At 61.0% G+C, this 17,379-nt stretch carries 14 protein-coding genes; 5 read left to right on the top strand and 9 right to left on the bottom strand.

The window, feature by feature from the left end; all coding sequences use genetic code 11:
* From B3F77_RS00615 to B3F77_RS00635, 5 genes are all read right to left on the bottom strand, one after another.
* A partial coding sequence (locus tag B3F77_RS00615) for an amino acid ABC transporter permease (protein ID WP_293603083.1) occupies nt 1-651 on the bottom strand: 651 nt, incomplete at its 3' end.
* 178 nt (nt 652-829) lie between these two features.
* Nucleotides 830-1,903 (bottom strand): LacI family DNA-binding transcriptional regulator, encoded by a 1,074-nt coding sequence (locus B3F77_RS00620; RefSeq protein ID WP_293603084.1) that lies wholly within the window; start codon nt 1,901-1,903, stop codon nt 830-832.
* A gap of 341 nt (nt 1,904-2,244) precedes the next feature.
* On the bottom strand, nt 2,245-3,144 hold the full coding sequence (locus B3F77_RS00625) for a sulfurtransferase (protein ID WP_293603085.1): 900 nt from the start codon (nt 3,142-3,144) through the stop codon (nt 2,245-2,247).
* A 21-nt stretch (nt 3,145-3,165) separates the two neighbouring features.
* Complete coding sequence (locus tag B3F77_RS00630; protein ID WP_293603086.1) at nt 3,166-4,068, bottom strand: DMT family transporter; 903 nt, start codon at nt 4,066-4,068, stop codon at nt 3,166-3,168.
* Between the two features lie 114 nt (nt 4,069-4,182).
* Nucleotides 4,183-5,301 carry an aromatic ring-hydroxylating oxygenase subunit alpha gene (locus B3F77_RS00635; protein WP_293603087.1) on the bottom strand — a complete coding sequence of 373 codons (1,119 nt, stop codon included), beginning with the start codon at nt 5,299-5,301 and terminating at the stop codon, nt 4,183-4,185.
* Between the two features lie 420 nt (nt 5,302-5,721).
* On the opposite strand from B3F77_RS00635, the gene B3F77_RS00640 reads away from it, so the two are divergent.
* The 4 genes from B3F77_RS00640 (at nt 5,722) to B3F77_RS00655 (ending at nt 10,150) form a co-directional block, all read left to right on the top strand.
* Nucleotides 5,722-5,952 carry an exodeoxyribonuclease VII small subunit gene (locus B3F77_RS00640; RefSeq protein ID WP_293603088.1) on the top strand — a complete coding sequence of 77 codons (231 nt, stop codon included), beginning with the start codon at nt 5,722-5,724 and terminating at the stop codon, nt 5,950-5,952.
* Between the two features lie 49 nt (nt 5,953-6,001).
* Nucleotides 6,002-6,943: a polyprenyl synthetase family protein gene (locus B3F77_RS00645; protein WP_414702930.1), complete on the top strand. Its 942-nt coding sequence runs from the start codon at nt 6,002-6,004 to the stop codon at nt 6,941-6,943.
* 31 nt (nt 6,944-6,974) lie between these two features.
* Nucleotides 6,975-8,867 (top strand): 1-deoxy-D-xylulose-5-phosphate synthase, encoded by a 1,893-nt coding sequence (gene dxs / locus B3F77_RS00650; RefSeq protein ID WP_293603089.1) that lies wholly within the window; start codon nt 6,975-6,977, stop codon nt 8,865-8,867.
* Between the two features lie 200 nt (nt 8,868-9,067).
* A complete protein-coding gene (locus B3F77_RS00655) occupies nt 9,068-10,150 on the top strand; it encodes a TRAP transporter substrate-binding protein (protein WP_293603090.1) in 1,083 nt (360 codons plus the stop codon).
* Between the two features lie 277 nt (nt 10,151-10,427).
* On the opposite strand, the gene B3F77_RS00660 is transcribed toward B3F77_RS00655, so the two are convergent.
* The 4 genes from B3F77_RS00660 to senB form a co-directional block, all read right to left on the bottom strand.
* Nucleotides 10,428-12,233 (bottom strand): TRAP transporter large permease, encoded by a 1,806-nt coding sequence (locus tag B3F77_RS00660; protein WP_293603091.1) that lies wholly within the window; start codon nt 12,231-12,233, stop codon nt 10,428-10,430.
* Nucleotides 12,234-12,247: 14 nt separating this feature from the next.
* Complete coding sequence (locus B3F77_RS00665; protein WP_293603092.1) at nt 12,248-12,847, bottom strand: TRAP transporter small permease subunit; 600 nt, start codon at nt 12,845-12,847, stop codon at nt 12,248-12,250.
* 344 nt (nt 12,848-13,191) lie between these two features.
* Nucleotides 13,192-14,271 (bottom strand): selenide, water dikinase SelD, encoded by a 1,080-nt coding sequence (selD, locus tag B3F77_RS00670; RefSeq protein ID WP_293603093.1) that lies wholly within the window; start codon nt 14,269-14,271, stop codon nt 13,192-13,194.
* 21 nt (nt 14,272-14,292) lie between these two features.
* Nucleotides 14,293-15,309: a selenoneine biosynthesis selenosugar synthase SenB gene (senB, locus tag B3F77_RS00675; protein WP_293603094.1), complete on the bottom strand. Its 1,017-nt coding sequence runs from the start codon at nt 15,307-15,309 to the stop codon at nt 14,293-14,295.
* A gap of 70 nt (nt 15,310-15,379) precedes the next feature.
* On the opposite strand from senB, the gene senA reads away from it, so the two are divergent.
* Nucleotides 15,380-16,606 (top strand): selenoneine synthase SenA, encoded by a 1,227-nt coding sequence (gene senA / locus B3F77_RS00680; protein WP_293603095.1) that lies wholly within the window; start codon nt 15,380-15,382, stop codon nt 16,604-16,606.
* The last annotated feature ends 773 nt before the right edge of the window (nt 16,607-17,379 follow it).

Below are 17,379 nucleotides of genomic sequence, written 5' to 3' on the forward strand. Positions count from 1 at the left end.
AAGGCAAAGCCGGTAGATCACCCGGAATAGCGCTGAAAACGATAGCGCCAGCAACAGGTAGATCACGGCGACGACGATGTAAATCTCAAAACTGCGAAAGGTTTGCGACTGCAGGTTGGCCGCCACCGAGGTCAGGTCGTCCGCCGAAATGGCCGACACCACGCTGGAGCTGAGCATGAGCAAAATGAACTGGCTGGTGAGGGCCGGGTAGATCGCCTTGAGCGCCGGCTTCAAAATGACGAAGCGGAATATTTCGTAACGCTTGAGGTTGAGCGCCAGGCCCGCCTCAATCTGACCTTTGGGAATGGATTCGATACCGGCGCGGATGATTTCCGTGGCGTAGGCTCCCAGATTCACCACCATCGCGGTCAGGGCCGCGGTGTAAGCCGACCAGCGCAAACCCAGCGCGGGCAACGCAAAAAAGAAAAAGAACAGCTGCACCAGAAACGGCGTGTTGCGGATCAGCTCGATATAGGCATTGATCAGGAAGCGCAGGGGTTTGGCCCCGGCGGTTTTTCCCCAGGCACACAGGATGGCCACCACCAGGCCCATCAGCATGGCCAGCAGCGACAGCTGGAGGGTGCTCCAGGTGCCTTTGACAAGCAGCGGCCAGGCTGCAAAGACATCACCGAATTGAAATGTGTAGTTCATTGGCGGGGTGGCGGTGGCGGCGCCGGAGTGGACGCAAGCGCCTGGATCACCACTGTAGCGGGTACAAAAATTACTGAGGGTTTGGGTTCAGAGGTTTTTTTAGCGAATACTGAAACCGGTTTCAGGAAAGTATAGAGGAATCCGTAACTGCGCTGTAATCATGGAAAACCCTGAGAATTTAAGGTGCGGGAACGGAGGAGCCGCGCGGCACCAGGCGGCCGGACAGCAAAATCTGGCGCGGCGGAAGTTCCAGCCCTTTGATACGCTCGATCAGGCAGCCGGCGGCGACCTGGCCCAGCTCGTCGGTGGGCTGGGCGATGGTGCTCAGCCCTGGGCCCACATAAGGCGACCACTCGGTTTCGTCAAAGCCCACCAGCCCCAGGTCGGCGCCAAAACGCCAGCCCAGACGCGCCATGGCCGCCACCACCCGCACGCTCACCACGGCGTTGCTGGAGATCATGCCGGGCAGGCCCCGTCCGCTGGCACGCTGGCGCAAGCTGCGCAGCGCGTTGTCCAGCCCTTCGGTGTCTTCCTCTGTGGTTTCGAACGTACGGCCTTGCAGGCCTGCTACGTTGGCCGCAGACTCGCTGATAAAGCTGCGAAACGCGGCTTCGCGCTCCATGCGTGAGCTCACATCCTTGATCGGCTCAGAGACAAACAGCAGCTCGCGGTAGCCGGCCTCCACCAAGTGGCGGGCGCCCAGGCGCACGGCGCCGGCATTGTCGAGCGACACGAAATCGGCCTGCATGTCGTTGTGGCGCCGGTCCACCAGCACCACCGGCTTGCCGTGGCGCGCGGCGTCCGCGGCTGCACCGGCATCACGGCCCAGCGTGTTCAGGATAAAACCTTCCACCTGGTATGCGGTGAGCGCCTCGATGGCTTCACTTTCGCGCCGGCTGTCATTGCCCAGGTTAAACAGCATGAGCAGGTAGCCCGCTTCCTGGCAGGCCTTTTCAGCACCGCGAAGCACGGCCACCGAAAAAGGGTTGGTCACGTCGGCCACCACCAGGCCAATCAGCCGCGAGCGGCCCCGCTTGAGTGCCTGCGCCATCGGGCTGGGGCTATAGGCCAGCGCCGCGATGGCGACTTCCACCCGCGTTGCAATATCCCGCGTGAGAAGCTTGTCGCGGTGGTTCAGGAACCTGGACACCGTGGCCTTGGAGACGCCCGCCGCGCGCGCGACATCCGCAATGGTGGCGCGTGCGGTGGGCAGGGCGGAGGTGGGGCTTTGCTTGAGGTTTTTGGCGGGCATCTGAAACGGACAAAGAATGGAACAAGGCTGTGACGCCTTGTTGAAACCAGTTTCAGCGCATGGTAGCACCAGTTGTTCGACGAGACAGTACGGGCCACATTAGGGTCACAGCAGGCCAGGCGCTACTATTTTGATAGCTATGTGTGCAGGTCCTGTTTGGGTTTGGAGTTAATTTATCTGGAATTTTTTCCGTCAAAGTGGAGTCGCCTGATGGGCCGGCGCCAGCGCCCCACGCAAGTTGTCCTGACCTGAGTTGTTCCTGGGCCTGGCGGGCCGGCAAAAAAACTCCATGCCGCATGACAGGCGATGGAGTTTTTGCGTGGGGTGTGAGCGTTGGGTGATCAGCCCTGCGCAACCGGCCGGTCCGGGTCGCTACACCAGTCGCTCCAGCTACCGGCATAGAGGCCTGTGCGACCCAGGCCGGCGACTTCCATGGCGATGAGGTTGGGCGCTGCACTCACGCCGCTACCGCAGTGGTGCACCACGGTGCCTGGGTCGCGCCCGCCCAGCAAGGCTTCAAATTCGGCCTTGAGTTGCGCCGCCGGTTTGAACTTGCCATCGGGGCCGAGGTTCTGGCTGAAAGGGCGGTTCAGCGCGCCGGGGATGTGGCCGGCCATCGGGTCTAGCGGTTCGACCTCGCCCTTGAAGCGTGGTGTGGCGCGCGCATCGATGAGGGTCTGGGCAGGTCGCCCAAGCTGGCTTGAGATGGTTTGGGCATCGACCAAAACGGCCCGCGCAGGGGCCAACTCGAAACTGGCTTGAAAGTGTGCGGGCTCTTCGCCGCTATTCACCGCCCCGCCTGCGGCCTGCCAGGCTTGCAGCCCGCCATCAAGTACCGCCACGTTGTCGTGGCCTGCCCATTTGAGCATCCACCACAGGCGGCCACAGTAGTTGGCGCCGTTGCGGTCATACACAACGGCCTGCATATCGTTGGAAAAACCGACGCTGGAGAGCCAGGTGGCAAATTTTTCGCGGTTGGGCAGCGGGTGGCGTCCGCCCGAGGCAGGGGCGTCGGCACCGGTGGCCGTGACCACGCCGTGGGTGCCCGGCACCCCGTGTTTGGCGCTAAGCGCCGTGTCCAGATGGGCGTAGACGGCACCAGGAATATGCGACGCCAGGTACTGCTGTTCACCGGCGTGCGGTTGCAGCAGGTCAAAGCTGCAATCAAACACGCGCAAGGCTTGGCCGCTGGTCATCAGGGCCTGCAGCTGTTCGGCAGAAATCAGGGTGGTGTAGTTCATCTCATGCTCCTTGATAGGGGGTCAATGTTCTTCGGCGGGCGCGTCGGGTGCGGCGTGAGCCCGCAGCACGGTGGCGGCAATGGCGCTGACGATGATGAGCGCCATGCCGGCCCAGCCTGCCAGGGGAATATTGTCGCCAAAAAGGATCAGGCCGTAGAGGGCGGCAAACACAATGCCCGAGTACTGGAGGTTGGCCACCATCAGCGTTCCGCGATGGTTTTCGGACATGGAATAGGCGCGGGTCATGGTTAATTGGCCGAGCGAGGCCAAAATGCCCAGCGGCGGCAGCCACAGCGCATGCCGCCAGTTCCAGGGCGAGACGCCCATGACCCCCAAGCCCAACGCGCCGGCCACCGCCGTGCCGACGGCAAAGTAAAACACCGTGCGCGTTTCTGGCTCACCCAGGCGTGAAATCGCCATGACCTGCATGTAGGCAAACGCGGCACCCAAGCCCGACATCAACCCGATCAGGCCGGCAAAAGCCTGATTCTGGTCCATCGCAGGGCGCAGCAGCATCACCACGCCCGCAAAGCTGGCCAGAATCGCCATCACCAGCGGGCCTTGGCTGGGCCCTTTTTTGCCGAACCTTCCGAGCATGAGCGTGCCGCCCACCAGAAAGGCGGCAATCCACACGCTGCTCATGTAGTTGAGCGTCATGGCCGTGGCCAGCGGCAGGTGGGCAATCGCATAAAACCAGCCTGACAGCGACATCACGCCGATGACGCTGCGCCAGGCATGCATGGCGGGCACGCGGGTGCGCAAGCTGGTGCCGCGCGCACGCGCATAGGCCGCCATGAAAAGAACGCCCAGCACGCCGCGGTAGAACACCAACTCGGAACTATTGAAATACGCGGACGCATACTTGACGCACACGCCCATGGTCGCAAACAGGAACGAGGAAAGAATCATCCAGACAGCTTGCATCGCGTGGTTTGGGCGGTGAGGTCTTTTTATTGATGAAATTGGCCTATAGCCCAATAAGGACGGGAGAAGGCAGCTATTAAATACATAGTAATTGGCGTGGCGAGGAGGGTGCCTTCAAATCATCTGCGTGGTTTTGCTGGCGCCCATTTCGCGGCGGTACCACTCGTGAAAGTGCTGCATGCCGTCTTCCATGGGGCTCTGGTAGGGGCCGAACTCGTTGTCTCCGCGCTGTAGCAATGCCTTGCGGCCGGCGTCCATGCGCAGCGCGAGTTCGTCGTCTTCCACACAGGTCTCCATATAGGCGGCCTGCTGTGCTTCCATGAACTCGGGCTCGAAGGCGCAGATTTCTTCGGGGTAGAAAAACTCCACCACGTTGAGCGTTTTGTCAGGGCCTTGCGGGTGCAGCGTGCTCACCACCAGCGTATGCGGGTACCACTCCAGCATGACGTGTGGGTAGTAGGTAAGCCAGATCGCGCCGTATTTGGGCGGCACGCCCCCGCGGTACTGCAGCACCACGTCGTGCCATTTTTTGTAGGTGTCGGTGCCGGGCTTGCCCAGCTTGTCGGACACGCCCACGGTTTGCACCGAATAGTGGGGGCTCAGATCCCAGCGCAAGTCGTCGGTGGTAACAAACGCACCCAGTCCGGGGTGGAAAGGGCCGACGTGGTAGTCCTCCAGGTACACCTCAATAAAGGTTTTCCAGTTGTAGTTGCACTCATGCAGATGCACCTTGTCGAGCTGGTAACCCGAAAAATCCAGGTCGGCCAGGGGGCTCAGCGGCGCCATCTCGGCTGCAATGTCGCGGCCGTTGTCTTCAAACACCAAGCCGTTCCAGCTGGTGGTTTTGTAACGGTTCAGGTTCAGGCAGGGGTCGATCTCGAAGTGCGGCGCACCGATCAGCTCGCCGGCGGTGTTGTAGGTCCAGCGGTGCAGCGGGCAGACGATGTTGCTGCCGGTGTTGCCGCGGCCCTGCAGCATGGTTGACTGGCGATGGCGGCAAACATTGGAAATCAACTCAATGCCCGACGCATTGCGCACCAGAGTGCGGCCTTCGCCCTCTTGGGGCAGGGCATAAAAGTCGCCCAGGTTGGGCACGGCCAGTTCGTGGCCGAGGTAACGCGGCCCGCGAGCAAACAGCCTTTGCTGCTCCCGCTGGTACAGGCCCGCATCAAAGTAGCTGGAGATGGGGAGCTGGCTGGTGGCCTGCAACAGACGAAGGCTTAGATCAGACATGCAATTTCGGTAAACATGGCGCCGCAGACAGGCTTTGGAGGCAGGTGAAAAGCCAAGTGAATAGGCAGGCTGAACGACAGCCCAAGGGTGAAAACAAGGCTGTAAGGCTCCACAACGGGGGCAGGACTAAAACTGTGCTTGGGGACTGTTATCGAGAACTTTTATCAATTCTACCTGCGCGGGGGCGTTTGGCGTGGGGCTTTGCGCTGTGCCACCCGATAATAGGGCTGTGGGTCTGCCGGCCCGGGCACCAGAGCCCAAAATCCCCGTAACGGCCTAAAATCACGCCTTCACCCAAATACCATGGCTAAAAACTCATCTTCATCTGCTTCCGCCGCTTCTGGGTTATTGGGGTCAGACACCAATTTCGCTGCGGTGCTTCGCACCGCGCCCTCCGGGCGAGCCGAAGGCTCGGCGAATTTGGGCTCTGACCCCAAAAATCCATTGCCTGCCAGCTATGAGGCTGCACTGCAAGAGCTGGAAGCGCTGGTGGCCAGCTTGGAGTCAGGGCAGTTGCCGCTGGACCAGTTGCTCACAGGCTACCAGCGCGGTGCACAATTGCTGAAGTTTTGCCGCGACAAGCTGGAAGCCGTGGAAACCCAAATCAAGGTATTGGAAGGCACAGAACTCAAGCCTTGGGGGCAAGAGTAATTTGCAGAGTTATCAGCACAGTAACCGCCTTAGCGTAAGAGACCCACGATTGAACGCCCCAGAAAAACTGCCCCCCTCTACCTTCCGCTTTACGCTGAGCGCCTGGAGCGCGCAGCAGCTTGCCGCCGTCGAGCAGGCCCTGTCCCGCTGGGTCGCCTGTCCGAGCAATGCACCGGCGCCTGCTGGCTTGGGCGATGCCATGCGTTACGCCGTGCTCGACGGGGGCAAGCGCCTGCGTCCGCTGCTGGTCATGGCGGCCTGCGAAGCCGTGAACGGCAACGCCCACGCGGCGCTGCGATCGGCCTGTGCGGTGGAGCTGATTCATGCGTATTCGTTGGTGCATGACGACCTGCCTTGCATGGATAACGACGTGCTGCGCCGCGGCAAGCCCACGGTGCATGTCAAGTTTGGCCAGGCGCAGGCACTGTTGGCCGGTGATGCCTTGCAGGCACTGGCCTTTGAGCTTCTTACGCCCGATGATGATTCGGTAGATGCCGCAACGCAGGCGCGCCTGTGCCGCATGCTGGCGCAGGCGGCCGGCTTTCAGGGCATGGCCGGTGGTCAGGCCATAGACCTGGCCAGCGTCGGCAGGCCTCTGACGTCCGCGCAACTGCACGAGATGCACCGGCTCAAAACCGGCGCGCTGCTGCAAGCCAGCGTGATGATGGGGGCGGCCTGCGGCACCGCTTCACTGGCCGCGCCAAAGGTCCAAAGCGCGCTGCGCGATTACGGCGCTGCGGTGGGCCTGGCGTTTCAGGTTGTTGACGATGTTCTGGATGTGACTGCCGACTCAGCCACGCTGGGTAAAACCGCCGGCAAGGACGCAGCACAAGACAAGCCCACCTTTGTGTCGCTGTTGGGGCTGCAAGCCTCGAAAGATTACGCGCAGCAACTGCTGGCGCAAGCCCTGGCCAGCCTCGAAAGCAGCGGCCTGCGGAACACCGATGCGTTGCAGGCGCTGGCTGACATGCTGGTCAATCGCGCTCACTAGGGACCGAGTCCCGCCTATTAAACACACCACGATGACCCCATTGCTTGAAACCATCAATAGTCCCGCCGATCTGCGGCGGCTACCCCGCAGCCAGCTCAAGGCGGTGGCCGACCAGTTGCGTGCCTACGTGATCGACAGTGTTTCCAAAACTGGCGGACATTTAAGTTCCAACCTCGGCACGGTTGAGCTGACGGTGGCTTTGCACTATGTCTTCAATACGCCCGACGACCGGCTGGTGTGGGACGTGGGCCACCAGACCTACCCGCACAAAATCCTCACGGGCCGGCGCGAGCGCATGAGCACCCTGCGGCAATTCGGCGGGCTCTCGGGTTTTCCGCGTCGCGACGAGAGCGAGTACGACACCTTTGGTACGGCCCATTCGTCGACGTCGATTTCGGCCGCGCTGGGCATGGCGCTGGCCGCTCAGCAGAAGGGCGAAAACCGTCACGCGGTGGCCATTATTGGTGACGGTGCCATGAGCGCCGGTATGGCGTTTGAGGCCCTGAATAACGCAGGGGTTCATGACCACTGCAAGCTGCTGGTGGTGCTCAACGACAACGACATGAGCATCAGCCCGCCGGTGGGCGCGCTGAATCGCTACCTGGCCCAACTGATGAGCGGACGTTTTTACGCATCGGCCAGAAATGTGGGCAAGCAGGTGCTCAGCGTTGCGCCGCCGCTGCTGGAGCTGGCAAAACGCCTGGAGTTACATGCCAAAGGCATGGTGCTGCCGGCTACATTGTTTGAAAACTTCGGATTCAACTACATCGGCCCCATCGACGGACACGATCTGGAATCCCTGGTTCCCACGCTGGAAAACATCAAACACCTGATGTCCACCAACGGGGGTCCGCAGTTTCTGCACGTCGTTACCAAAAAGGGCCAGGGCTACAAGCTGGCCGAAGCCGACCCGATTGCCTATCATGGCCCCGGCAAGTTTGACCCGGCCATGGGCCTGCAAAAATCCAGCGCGCATGCCAAGCAGACCTTCACCCAGGTTTTTGGCCGCTGGCTGTGCGACATGGCCGAGCAGGATCGCCGCCTGGTCGGCATCACGCCCGCCATGCGCGAGGGCTCGGGCATGGTGGAGTTTCACCAGCGCTTTCCTGAGCGCTACCACGACGTCGGCATCGCCGAGCAGCATGCGGTGACCTTTGCCGCCGGCATGGCCTGCGAGGGGCTCAAGCCTGTGGTCGCCATTTACTCGACCTTTTTGCAGCGCGGCTACGACCAGCTGATCCACGACGTGGCGCTGCAAAACCTGCCGGTGGTGTTTGCGCTGGACCGCGCAGGTCTGGTGGGCGCTGATGGCGCCACGCATGCGGGTGCCTACGACATTCCCTATTTGCGCTGCATCCCGAATATGAGCGTGGCCTGCCCGGCCGACGAAAACGAGTGCCGCAAGCTGCTGACATCAGCCTTTGAGCAGAATCATCCGGTGGCCGTGCGCTACCCGCGCGGGGCCGGTGCCGGTGTGGAACCCGAGGCCGGTCTGCAGTCGCTGCCGTTCGGTAAAGGCGAGATTCGCCGGGAGGGCACCGGAATCGCCATTCTGGCGTTTGGCACGCTGCTGTATCCCGCGCTGCAGGCGGCAGAAAAACTTGGTGCGACGGTGGTCAACATGCGTTGGGCCAAGCCGCTGGATACCGAACTGCTGCTCAGGGTCGCGGCTGGTCATGAAGCGCTGGTCACTGTGGAAGAGGGGGCCATCATGGGTGGCGCGGGCAGTGCGGTAAGCGAGGCGCTGCAAGCTGCCGGTGTGGTCAAACCCCTGTTGCAGCTTGGCCTGAAGGACGAGTTCATTGAGCATGGTGACCCTGCCAAGTTGCTCGCGCTGCAGGGGCTGGATGCGCCTGGTATTGAGGCTTCCATCCGCGCCCGCTTTGGCGAACACGCCAGGCCCGCGCTCAAGATTGTGGGTTGAGCGGGGGCGTACGCATGTGGCGTGAAGGTGCAGGCTTTACTGACAACGGGCTGAACGCGAATGGCTTAGAGGTCAAGGGAATACCCCTTTATAGTTAAATCTGCGCGTTACTAAAATGTATGTTGATCTGAAACGTTACAAGTTGTCTAGAATCAGTTTTTTCAGGTTGTTTTTTTGACCCTTTAAAGGAGCTAATTTACATGGATCGTCGTTCACTCATCAAAAATGCCGGCATCGCCGGTGTACTGGCCGCTGGCGTAGCGCCCGCTGTGCATGCGCAGGCCGCAGTCCGCTGGCGGCTCGCTTCCAGTTTCCCCAAGTCACTGGACACCATTTTTGGCAGTGCGGAAATGTTTGCCAAGACGGTGAAGGCCTTGTCCGGCGGCAAGTTTGAAGTGTCCGTGCATGCAGCTGGCGAACTGATGCCGGCGTTTGGTGTGGTCGATGCCATCCAGAACGGCACCGTCGAGATGGCGCAGACGGCTTCTTACTATTTCACCGGCAAGGACGCGATTTTCGGCTTCGGTTGTGCCGTGCCTTTTGGTCTCACCGCCCGCCAAATGGACTCCTGGATGGAGCATGGCAACGGCCGCAAACTGATGGATGCGTTTTACGCCAAGTACAACATCAAGAGCCGCAGCGCGGGCAACACCGGCACACAGATGGGTGGCTGGTATCGCAAAGAAATCAAAACGGTAGCTGACCTGAAGGGCCTCAAAATGCGCATGGGTGGCGGCATTTTCGGTGAAGCCATGCAAAAGTTGGGCGTGGTGCCGCAGAACATGCCTGCTGGCGATGTGTACCAGGCGCTTGAAAAGGGCACTCTGGATGCAGTTGAGTTTGTGGGCCCCTACGACGATGAAAAACTGGGCTTTAACAAGGTGGCACCATACTACTACTACCCGGGCTGGTGGGAAGGTGGCGCGGAGCTGGAGTTCTTCATCAACACCAAAGCCTATGCGGCACTGACGCCGGAATTCCAAGCGATTGTCGATGCGGCCACCGCAGTCGCTGCTCGTGACATGACGGCCAAGTACGACGCGGTCAACCCGATTGCCTTGAAGAGGCTGGTCGCAGCGAAGACCGAACTCAAGGCGTTCTCCAAAGAACTCATGGATGCAGGCTTCAAAGCTTCGATGGAAGTGTTTGCAGAACACGAAGCCAAGTCTGCCGAATTCAAGAAGATTCACCAGGATATGCGTGCCTTCCAACGCGACCAACTGTTGTGGGCACGTTTCTCGGAGTTCCGTTTCGACAGCTATATGACAACACTCAAGCTGTAAGTCGACACCTGCAGTAGCCGCGTTCTTCGCGGCACTGTCAGCGCACACCAGAACCGGCGTTGCGATCCTGCACTTTGTGCGAAGGATCGGGCGACCGGTTATTTTTTGACCATCATTCGGGCTATATTGCCCTGGTTTGCAGGCATTCAGGACCGCTGTGTATCGGGCAAACCTGTGCCATAACAATCTGATGGGTTACAAAAAAGCCCCGCTTAGCGGGGCTGGTGTTTGTGGCGGCGTGTCAACCCCCTGGTGCTGATGCCGCGCGCGTGGCTGCTTATTTTTTCTCGCTGGAGCCCGCGTCCTGCCTGGGTTTGAGCGGGTCCTTGTCGTCGACAGCGGCTGGCTCAATCGCCTCTGGTTGTGGCATTGGTATTGGCTCAGCGCCAGTGCTAGCGCCAGCGTCGGGCTGCGGAGCTTCAAATGAGTCCTCCTTGGGCATGTCGGCTTCCATCTGCAGGCGGATCTTGTCGGGGTCATAGACCTCTGCCTTGTCGAGCCCGCTCGACACGATGCCCGGGAAGGCAATGATCAGCCCGACCATGATGATCTGGATCAGCACGAAGGGCACGGCGCCCCAGTAGATCTGCATGGTCGTGACAGGCTGCACCACCTTCTTCGTGATGCGATCGGTGTATTCCTTGGTCGGCGCCACGCTGCGCAGGTAGAACAGTGCAAAGCCGAAGGGTGGGTGCATGAATGAGGTCTGCATGTTCACGGCCAGCAGCACACCGAACCAGATCAGGTCGATGCCCAGCTTTTGCGCCACCGGGGCCAGCAGCGGCACCACGATAAAGGACAGTTCAAAGAAGTCCAGGAAGAACGCCAGGAAGAAGATCAGCAGGTTGACAACGATCAGGAAGCCGGTCTGCCCGCCGGGCAGGCCGGTCAGCAGGTACTCCACCCATTTCTGGCCATCGACGCCCTGGAACACCAGACTGAAGATGGTCGAGCCGATCAGGATGAACACCACAAAGCTTGCCAGCTTGGTGGTGGTGTTCAGTGCCTGCTTGAGCAGCTTGAAGCTCAGCCGTCCGCGCGCCGTGGCCATGATGATGGCGCCCATGGCGCCCATGGCGCCGCCCTCGGTCGGGGTGGCGATGCCCAAAAAGATGGTGCCCAGCACCAGGAAGATCAGCAGCAGCGGCGGGATCAGCACGAAGGTCACGCGCTCGGCCATGCGCGATAGCAGGCCCAGGCGGGTCACCTTGTTGATCAGCGCAATCACGAAGGCCAGCATGACACCACCACACATGGACACGACGATGGTTTCGTCGGTGGCCACCTTGTCCACCCTTTCGCCCCGAAACCAGCTGTACACATCGGCGTAATGTTCACCAAAGTAGATGGCGATGCCACTGCAGAGGATGGTCAGCAGCAGCAGCGACAGCAGGCCGCTTTTGCCGTTGTCTTCGCGGATGGTGCGCGCCTCAAGCGGCAGCGCCGGCACCCATTTCGGGCGGATGATGGCCAGCAGGATCACATAGCACGCATACATGGCGGTGAGCATGAAGCCGGGGATGAAGGCTCCCTTGTACATCTCGCCCACGCTGCGGCCAAGCTGGTCGGCCAGAATGATCAGCACCAGCGAGGGTGGGATGATTTGCGCCAGCGTGCCTGAGGCGGCAATCACGCCCGAGGCGATGCGCCGGTCATAGCCATAGCGCAGCATGATGGGCAGCGAGATCAGGCCCATGGAGATGACGGAAGCCGCCACCACGCCGGTGGTGGCGGCCAACAGCGCGCCGACGAAGATCACTGCAAAAGCCAGACCGCCACGCACCGGGCCAAACAGCTGGCCGATGGTCTCCAGCAGGTCTTCGGCCATGCCGCTTCGTTCAAGTATCAAGCCCATCAAGGTGAAGAAGGGGATGGCCAGCAGCGTGTCGTTCTGCATGATGCCGAACAGGCGCAGCGGCAGGGCCTGCAGCAATGCCTCGGGGAGTAAGCCAAGCTCGACGCCAATAAAGCCAAAAAACAGGCCGCAGGCACCGAGGCTGAAGGCCACGGGGAAGCCCATCAGCAGAAAGATGATCAGCCCCGCGAACATGATCGGGGCAAAATTTTGCGTAAAAAATTCCATGAATGCTTCCCCGATCAGGCGGCTTTGTTTTTGGATTCAGCGAGGCGGCGAATCGCCTCTGCCAGCTCTTCTTCGGCGGTTTTCTCGACCTTAAGGGTGGTCGGATCGTCAATCAGGCCCTGCAGGAAGGCCAGGCGTTTGATCAGCTCGGACCAGCCCTGAAGCAGCAGCAGTGAAAAGCCCAGCGGAATCATGGCGTACACCGGCCAGCGGATCAGGCCGCCCGCGTTGCCTGAAACCTCGCCGGAGCGATAGCCCTGCAGGAAGAACGGCACGCCGAACCAGAGGATGACCAGGCACACGGGGGTGAGGAAGAAGGTGAAACCAATCACATCAATCCAGATCTGCCCGCGCTTGGACAGGTGGCTGGAGACCACGTCGATCTTGACGTGTTCACCATTGAGCAGGGTGTAACCAGCGGCAATCAGGAACGATGCGGCAAACAGGTACCACTGGATTTCAAGGAACGCGTTCGAGCTCATGTCGAACACTTTGCGGACGGCCGCATTGATGGCGCTGATGACGGTGGAGGCCAGGATGAGCCAGATGACATATTTGCCAATCTGGGCGTTTAACCAGTCCACGGCCTTTGAAAATTTCAATAAGGTGCGCAATTTGTGTCTCCGGGATAAAGAACTTACGCATAAAAATTCATCTGGAAGACATGGGTGAGTCGTTCCGAATGAAAGCTTGCGTGCGACGGGATTGTATAAAGAACCATAAAGGCCAGGCTGACAGCTTTGTGCCGGTGTTATCCCGCAAAGCGAGCATATTGTAGGGTTCTGCGCCGTAGGGACGCAAAAACCTGGGGCTTACAAGGATGACCCGGTTCGCAGGCGGATGGGCAGTGTTTTTGGGGAATCTCCGCATAACCCATCGCAGCCCTTGCCTTCCGCAGGCTCTGGCAGTCTGCGGCGCGCGTCCTGCTGCCGAGTTATGCGGAGCTTCCTCAATAAACTCAATACACGCTGACGCCGCGTCCCGCGGTGACTTCGCCGATCACGGCGGCCTCGTCAAAGCCCTGTGCGTGGAAAATCGCCAAAACTTCGGCGGCACTGCCTGCGCTGCACGATACCAGCAGCCCCCCTGAGGTTTGCGGATCGCTGAGCAGGGCCCGGTCCACCTCCGAAAATGCTACGGGCAAGCTGATCTCATGGCCGTAACTGGCCCAGTTACGGCCGGAGGCACCGGTGATGCAGCCTTGTTCCGCGAGCTCACGCACGCCGGCAACCAGCGGCGTACGCGTCCAGTCGAGCCGGACCTGCACACCGGCACCGCGCGCCAGCTCCAGGCCGTGGCCCGCCAGGCCAAAGCCGGTGATGTCGGTCAGTGCGTGCACGCCTTCGAGTTGGGCCAGCGCAATGCCAGGCTTGTTGAGCTGCGTGGTAAGGGCGATCATGCGGGCATAGCCCTCGGCGCTCAGCAGCTCTTTTTTGAGCGCCGCCGACAGTATGCCGACGCCCAGGGGTTTGCCCAGCACCAGCACGTCACCGGCCTGGGCATCCGAGTTTTTCTTGACGCGCGAAGGGTGTACCAGACCCAGCACGACCAGCCCGTAAATCGGCTCCACGGAATCAATGGTGTGGCCGCCTGCAATCGGAATGCCGGCATCGCGGCACACGTCCTGGCCGCCGCGCAGAATCGCGCCTATCGTCTCCAGCGGCAGCACGTTGATGGGCATTCCGACCAGCCCCAGCGCCATGATGGGTGTGCCGCCCATGGCGTACACGTCGCTGATGGCGTTGGTGGCGGCAATGCGGCCAAAGTCATACGGGTCATCGACGATGGGCATGAAGAAGTCGGTGGTGGCAATCAGCGCCTGCTCGTCATTGAGCTGATAGACCGCAGCGTCGTCAGCGGTTTCAATGCCGACCAGCAATTGCGGTGGCAAATTAAAACCAGGCAGATTGCTGGAGTTTTTCAGAATCTCGCTCAGTACGCCCGGGGCGATCTTGCAGCCACAACCGCCACCGTGCGACAGGCTGGTTAATCGGGGTGTGAGGGTTGAGGCGGGCATTGGGGTGTCAGGGGCATTCATCAGGAAGCTTTCAAAGGCGTTTCAAAGTGGCACAGGCCGCTGGGCTGCGCCGGGTTCATTCAAGGCAGATGCCAGCAAGTTTATGACAAGGCGCTTTTCTTCCCGCGGCTCAAACAGATAAGCGCGATCGCTGCATTGCCTTTGCAACAGGGCCAGAAAATCCGCCTCAGCTGCGCAGCGCCGCACCAGCGCGGCAAGCTGGGCGTCATCGCCCGGCGCAAAGTAGCCCGCGTAGTCTGCCCCCAGCATGCCGAAGTTGCCGCTGATGTGTGAGGCCAATACCGGCGTGCCCGACTGCACTGCTTCCAGAATGACTTGGGCGCCACCTTCCATGTGCGAGCAGTTCACCAGCACATGGGCGCGCTTGATGCGCTGGCGCGTCGCTGCGCGGGGTAGCCCACCGAGCCAGCGGTAGCGGGGCGTCTGCTGTTCAGTGGCGCGGGCGGCCTCTGCAAAACGTGGCTCCAGCGCCAGGCCTATCTGGTCAAAATGAACGCCAGCTTCAAAGTCATGGGCCGCCGCCCTCATATAGGTCAACGGGTCTTTTTCTTCACGCAGGTGGCCGACCATCAGCGCGCCAAACCTGCGGCTGGATTTGTGGGCCGGCTTCAGGGCAGGCGCTGACTGGTAAATCACCCGTGCCTTGGCACGCCACGCGTCGGGCAGCGCCGCCAGTCCGGCTTCCTGCAACACCACCAGATGAGAGGCCAAGGCCAGTGACTGCTGCGCATCGGCATCGGTGTGGATGTCGCGGTACAGATCGGTGCCGGTCAGCACCACGATGAGCGGCTTGTCGGGATAGGCTTCGGCCCAGGCCCGGATGGAGGCGGCTGAGCGGCGGGCGTGCAGCGCCACCAAGGCCTGCGGCGTGCCATGGCGCGTGGGCTCATCGGCCGGCGCTGGCCATTGATTCAGCAGCGCAATGTCACAATAACCCGACAGAAATTGTGCCCAGCGGTGCGCGGTATGCCAGTTGCCGTTGTTGGATTCGGCCATCGCCGGGCTTATCAGGACTACTGTTTTGGCTTCGGATTCCATACCTAATATATCGCCCGGTTTGCCTGGTGCTCCGGCGCCAGCAAACCCGGGCCTGATTGATTCGCCCCTCATGCGTCAGGCAGGCCGGGAGCTGCTGTCGCTCGCGCTGATGGACGCGCGCAATCATACGCTGCAGCTGTTTGGTCAGTTCCAGAATGCGCTGGAAGGCGTGAATTTCGCCGTGCCCCCACTTGCCACGCTGAATCCACCGTTGTGGGAGCTGGGCCATGTGGCCTGGTTTCAGGAGTGGTGGATTGGTCGCAACCTGCAGCGGGCCCTGGGACCGCGCTGTGAGCCGGTGCATGCCCGGCTGGCCTCGATGGAGCCGAACGCAGACCGCTGGTGGGACTCCAGCCAGGTGCCCCATGACACACGCTGGGCGCTGGACTTGCCTGACGTCGGCAATTGCCGTGCGTATTTGCTTGACACGCTGGAGTGCACGCTGGAGCTGCTTGAAAAAGTCGGCGACCACGGCGATAGCGATGACGCCCTTTACTTTTACCGCCTGAGCCTGTTTCACGAAGACATGCATGGCGAAGCCCTCGCTTATACCGCCCAAACACTGGGCTTGCCGCTGGACAAACCCTTGCAGGCGGCGTTCACGCCTGCACCGCTGGCGCTGCGCGAGCCCCTGCTGATTCCGGCCACCGTCTGGCAAATGGGCAGCGCCGGGGCCGGCTTCGCCTTTGACAATGAAAAGGCGGCGCATCCCATCAGTGTTCCCGAGTTTGAAATCGACGCCCAGCCCGTTACCTGGGCGCAGTATGTGGAGTTTGTCGGCGATGGTGGCTATGACCGCCAGGAACTCTGGCATCCCGAGGGCTGGCAGTGGCTGCAAGCCGCCGCTGGCGGGGAGGGCCGAAGAGGCCCGCGCTACGTGGAGCAGATTGGCGTGGCCAGCGGCGCCGTCATGCAAACCCGCTTTGGCCAGCCCATGCGCATGCTGGGCAACCAGCCTGCGATGCATATGACCTGGTGGGAGGCCGACGCCTGGTGCCGTTGGGCCGGGCGCCGTTTGCCGGCCGAAGTGGAATGGGAAGTGGCCGTGCACAAGGCGGCGCGCCGGGGTTTTCGCTGGGGCGATGTCTGGGAGTGGATGGGCACAAGCTTCCGGCCCTACCCGGGTTTTACGCCCGACCCTTACCAGGCCTATTCACAGCCCTGGTTTGGCACGCACAAGGTGTTGCGTGGCGCATCGTTCGCCACCCGAGCGCGACTGAAACACCCCAAATACCGCAACTTCTACCGGCCTGAACGTGACGACATCTTCTGCGGATTCAGATCCTGCGCACTGTAAAAATAATTGAATATGGCTGTAGCCCAAAAGCCACTTGCGCTGGCAGCTACTTAATTAATAGCGTGTTGGCTTTGTTGGCTTGGGCTGGCTTGGGCTGGCCGGGGGTAGCCCGGCAGCTACTCACTTTGCTTTTGCTTCGCCAAAAGAAAGTAAGCAAAGAAAAGGCGACCCTACTGTCTGCGGTTTTTTGGGGTCAGAGCCCAAATTCGCCGAGCCTTTGGCTCGCCCGGAGGGTGCGGTGCGACGCACCGCAGCGAAATTGGTGTCTGACCCCAATAACCTACCCTGCGGTGCTCAGTCCAGCCGGGGTCTCGTGCAAACTCGCCTACGGCTCAAACAAGCACGAGCTCTGATCCGTCTGGACTTCCGCTCCTCAGCGCATACAGAAGGGGTGGGTCGGGGAGAAGACCAATACCAACAGCCGAATATGCAGAGCGCGCCATGCGCGTTCTGCTCCCCGATTCCGCTTCCAAAACCCGTCCTGGCTGGGCCTGTGCTGCGCCAGGAAAGCGGGACCAGGGCCGCGCGCTGTTTGAGCCGCAGGCGAGTTTGCGCGGACCCCCGCTTTGCTGGTGCAGCGCAGATTGCCCCGTAGCGAAGCGCAGGGGACCCAGACTGCGGGTCGCCTTTCTTTTCCTTAGGTTTCTTTGGCGAAGCAAAGAAAAGTAAGTCGCCCGCCGGGCGAGACCGGCCAGCCCAAGCCAGCAAAGCCAAATCACTACCAAAAAAGTAACAGCCCCTTCCGTGGCCATTGCGCCAACCTACGTGAGATC

Source organism: Polaromonas sp. UBA4122 (assembly GCA_002381615.1).
GTDB lineage: Bacteria > Pseudomonadota > Gammaproteobacteria > Burkholderiales > Burkholderiaceae_C > Polaromonas.

Bases quoted from the DNA above. Each gene is read 5' to 3' on its own strand.
- dxs (WP_293603089.1), top strand. From the start codon at position 6,975: ATGACCCCATTGCTTGAAACCATCAATAGTCCCGCCGATCTGCGGCGG.
- selD (WP_293603093.1), bottom strand. From the start codon at position 14,271: ATGAATGCCCCTGACACCCCAATGCCCGCCTCAACCCTCACACCCCGA.
- B3F77_RS00620 (WP_293603084.1), bottom strand. From the start codon at position 1,903: ATGCCCGCCAAAAACCTCAAGCAAAGCCCCACCTCCGCCCTGCCCACC.
- B3F77_RS00630 (WP_293603086.1), bottom strand. From the start codon at position 4,068: ATGCAAGCTGTCTGGATGATTCTTTCCTCGTTCCTGTTTGCGACCATG.
- B3F77_RS00635 (WP_293603087.1), bottom strand. From the start codon at position 5,301: ATGTCTGATCTAAGCCTTCGTCTGTTGCAGGCCACCAGCCAGCTCCCC.
- B3F77_RS00660 (WP_293603091.1), bottom strand. From the start codon at position 12,233: ATGGAATTTTTTACGCAAAATTTTGCCCCGATCATGTTCGCGGGGCTG.
- B3F77_RS00625 (WP_293603085.1), bottom strand. From the start codon at position 3,144: ATGAACTACACCACCCTGATTTCTGCCGAACAGCTGCAGGCCCTGATG.
- senB (WP_293603094.1), bottom strand. From the start codon at position 15,309: ATGGAATCCGAAGCCAAAACAGTAGTCCTGATAAGCCCGGCGATGGCC.
- senA (WP_293603095.1), top strand. From the start codon at position 15,380: ATGCGTCAGGCAGGCCGGGAGCTGCTGTCGCTCGCGCTGATGGACGCG.
- B3F77_RS00655 (WP_293603090.1), top strand. From the start codon at position 9,068: ATGGATCGTCGTTCACTCATCAAAAATGCCGGCATCGCCGGTGTACTG.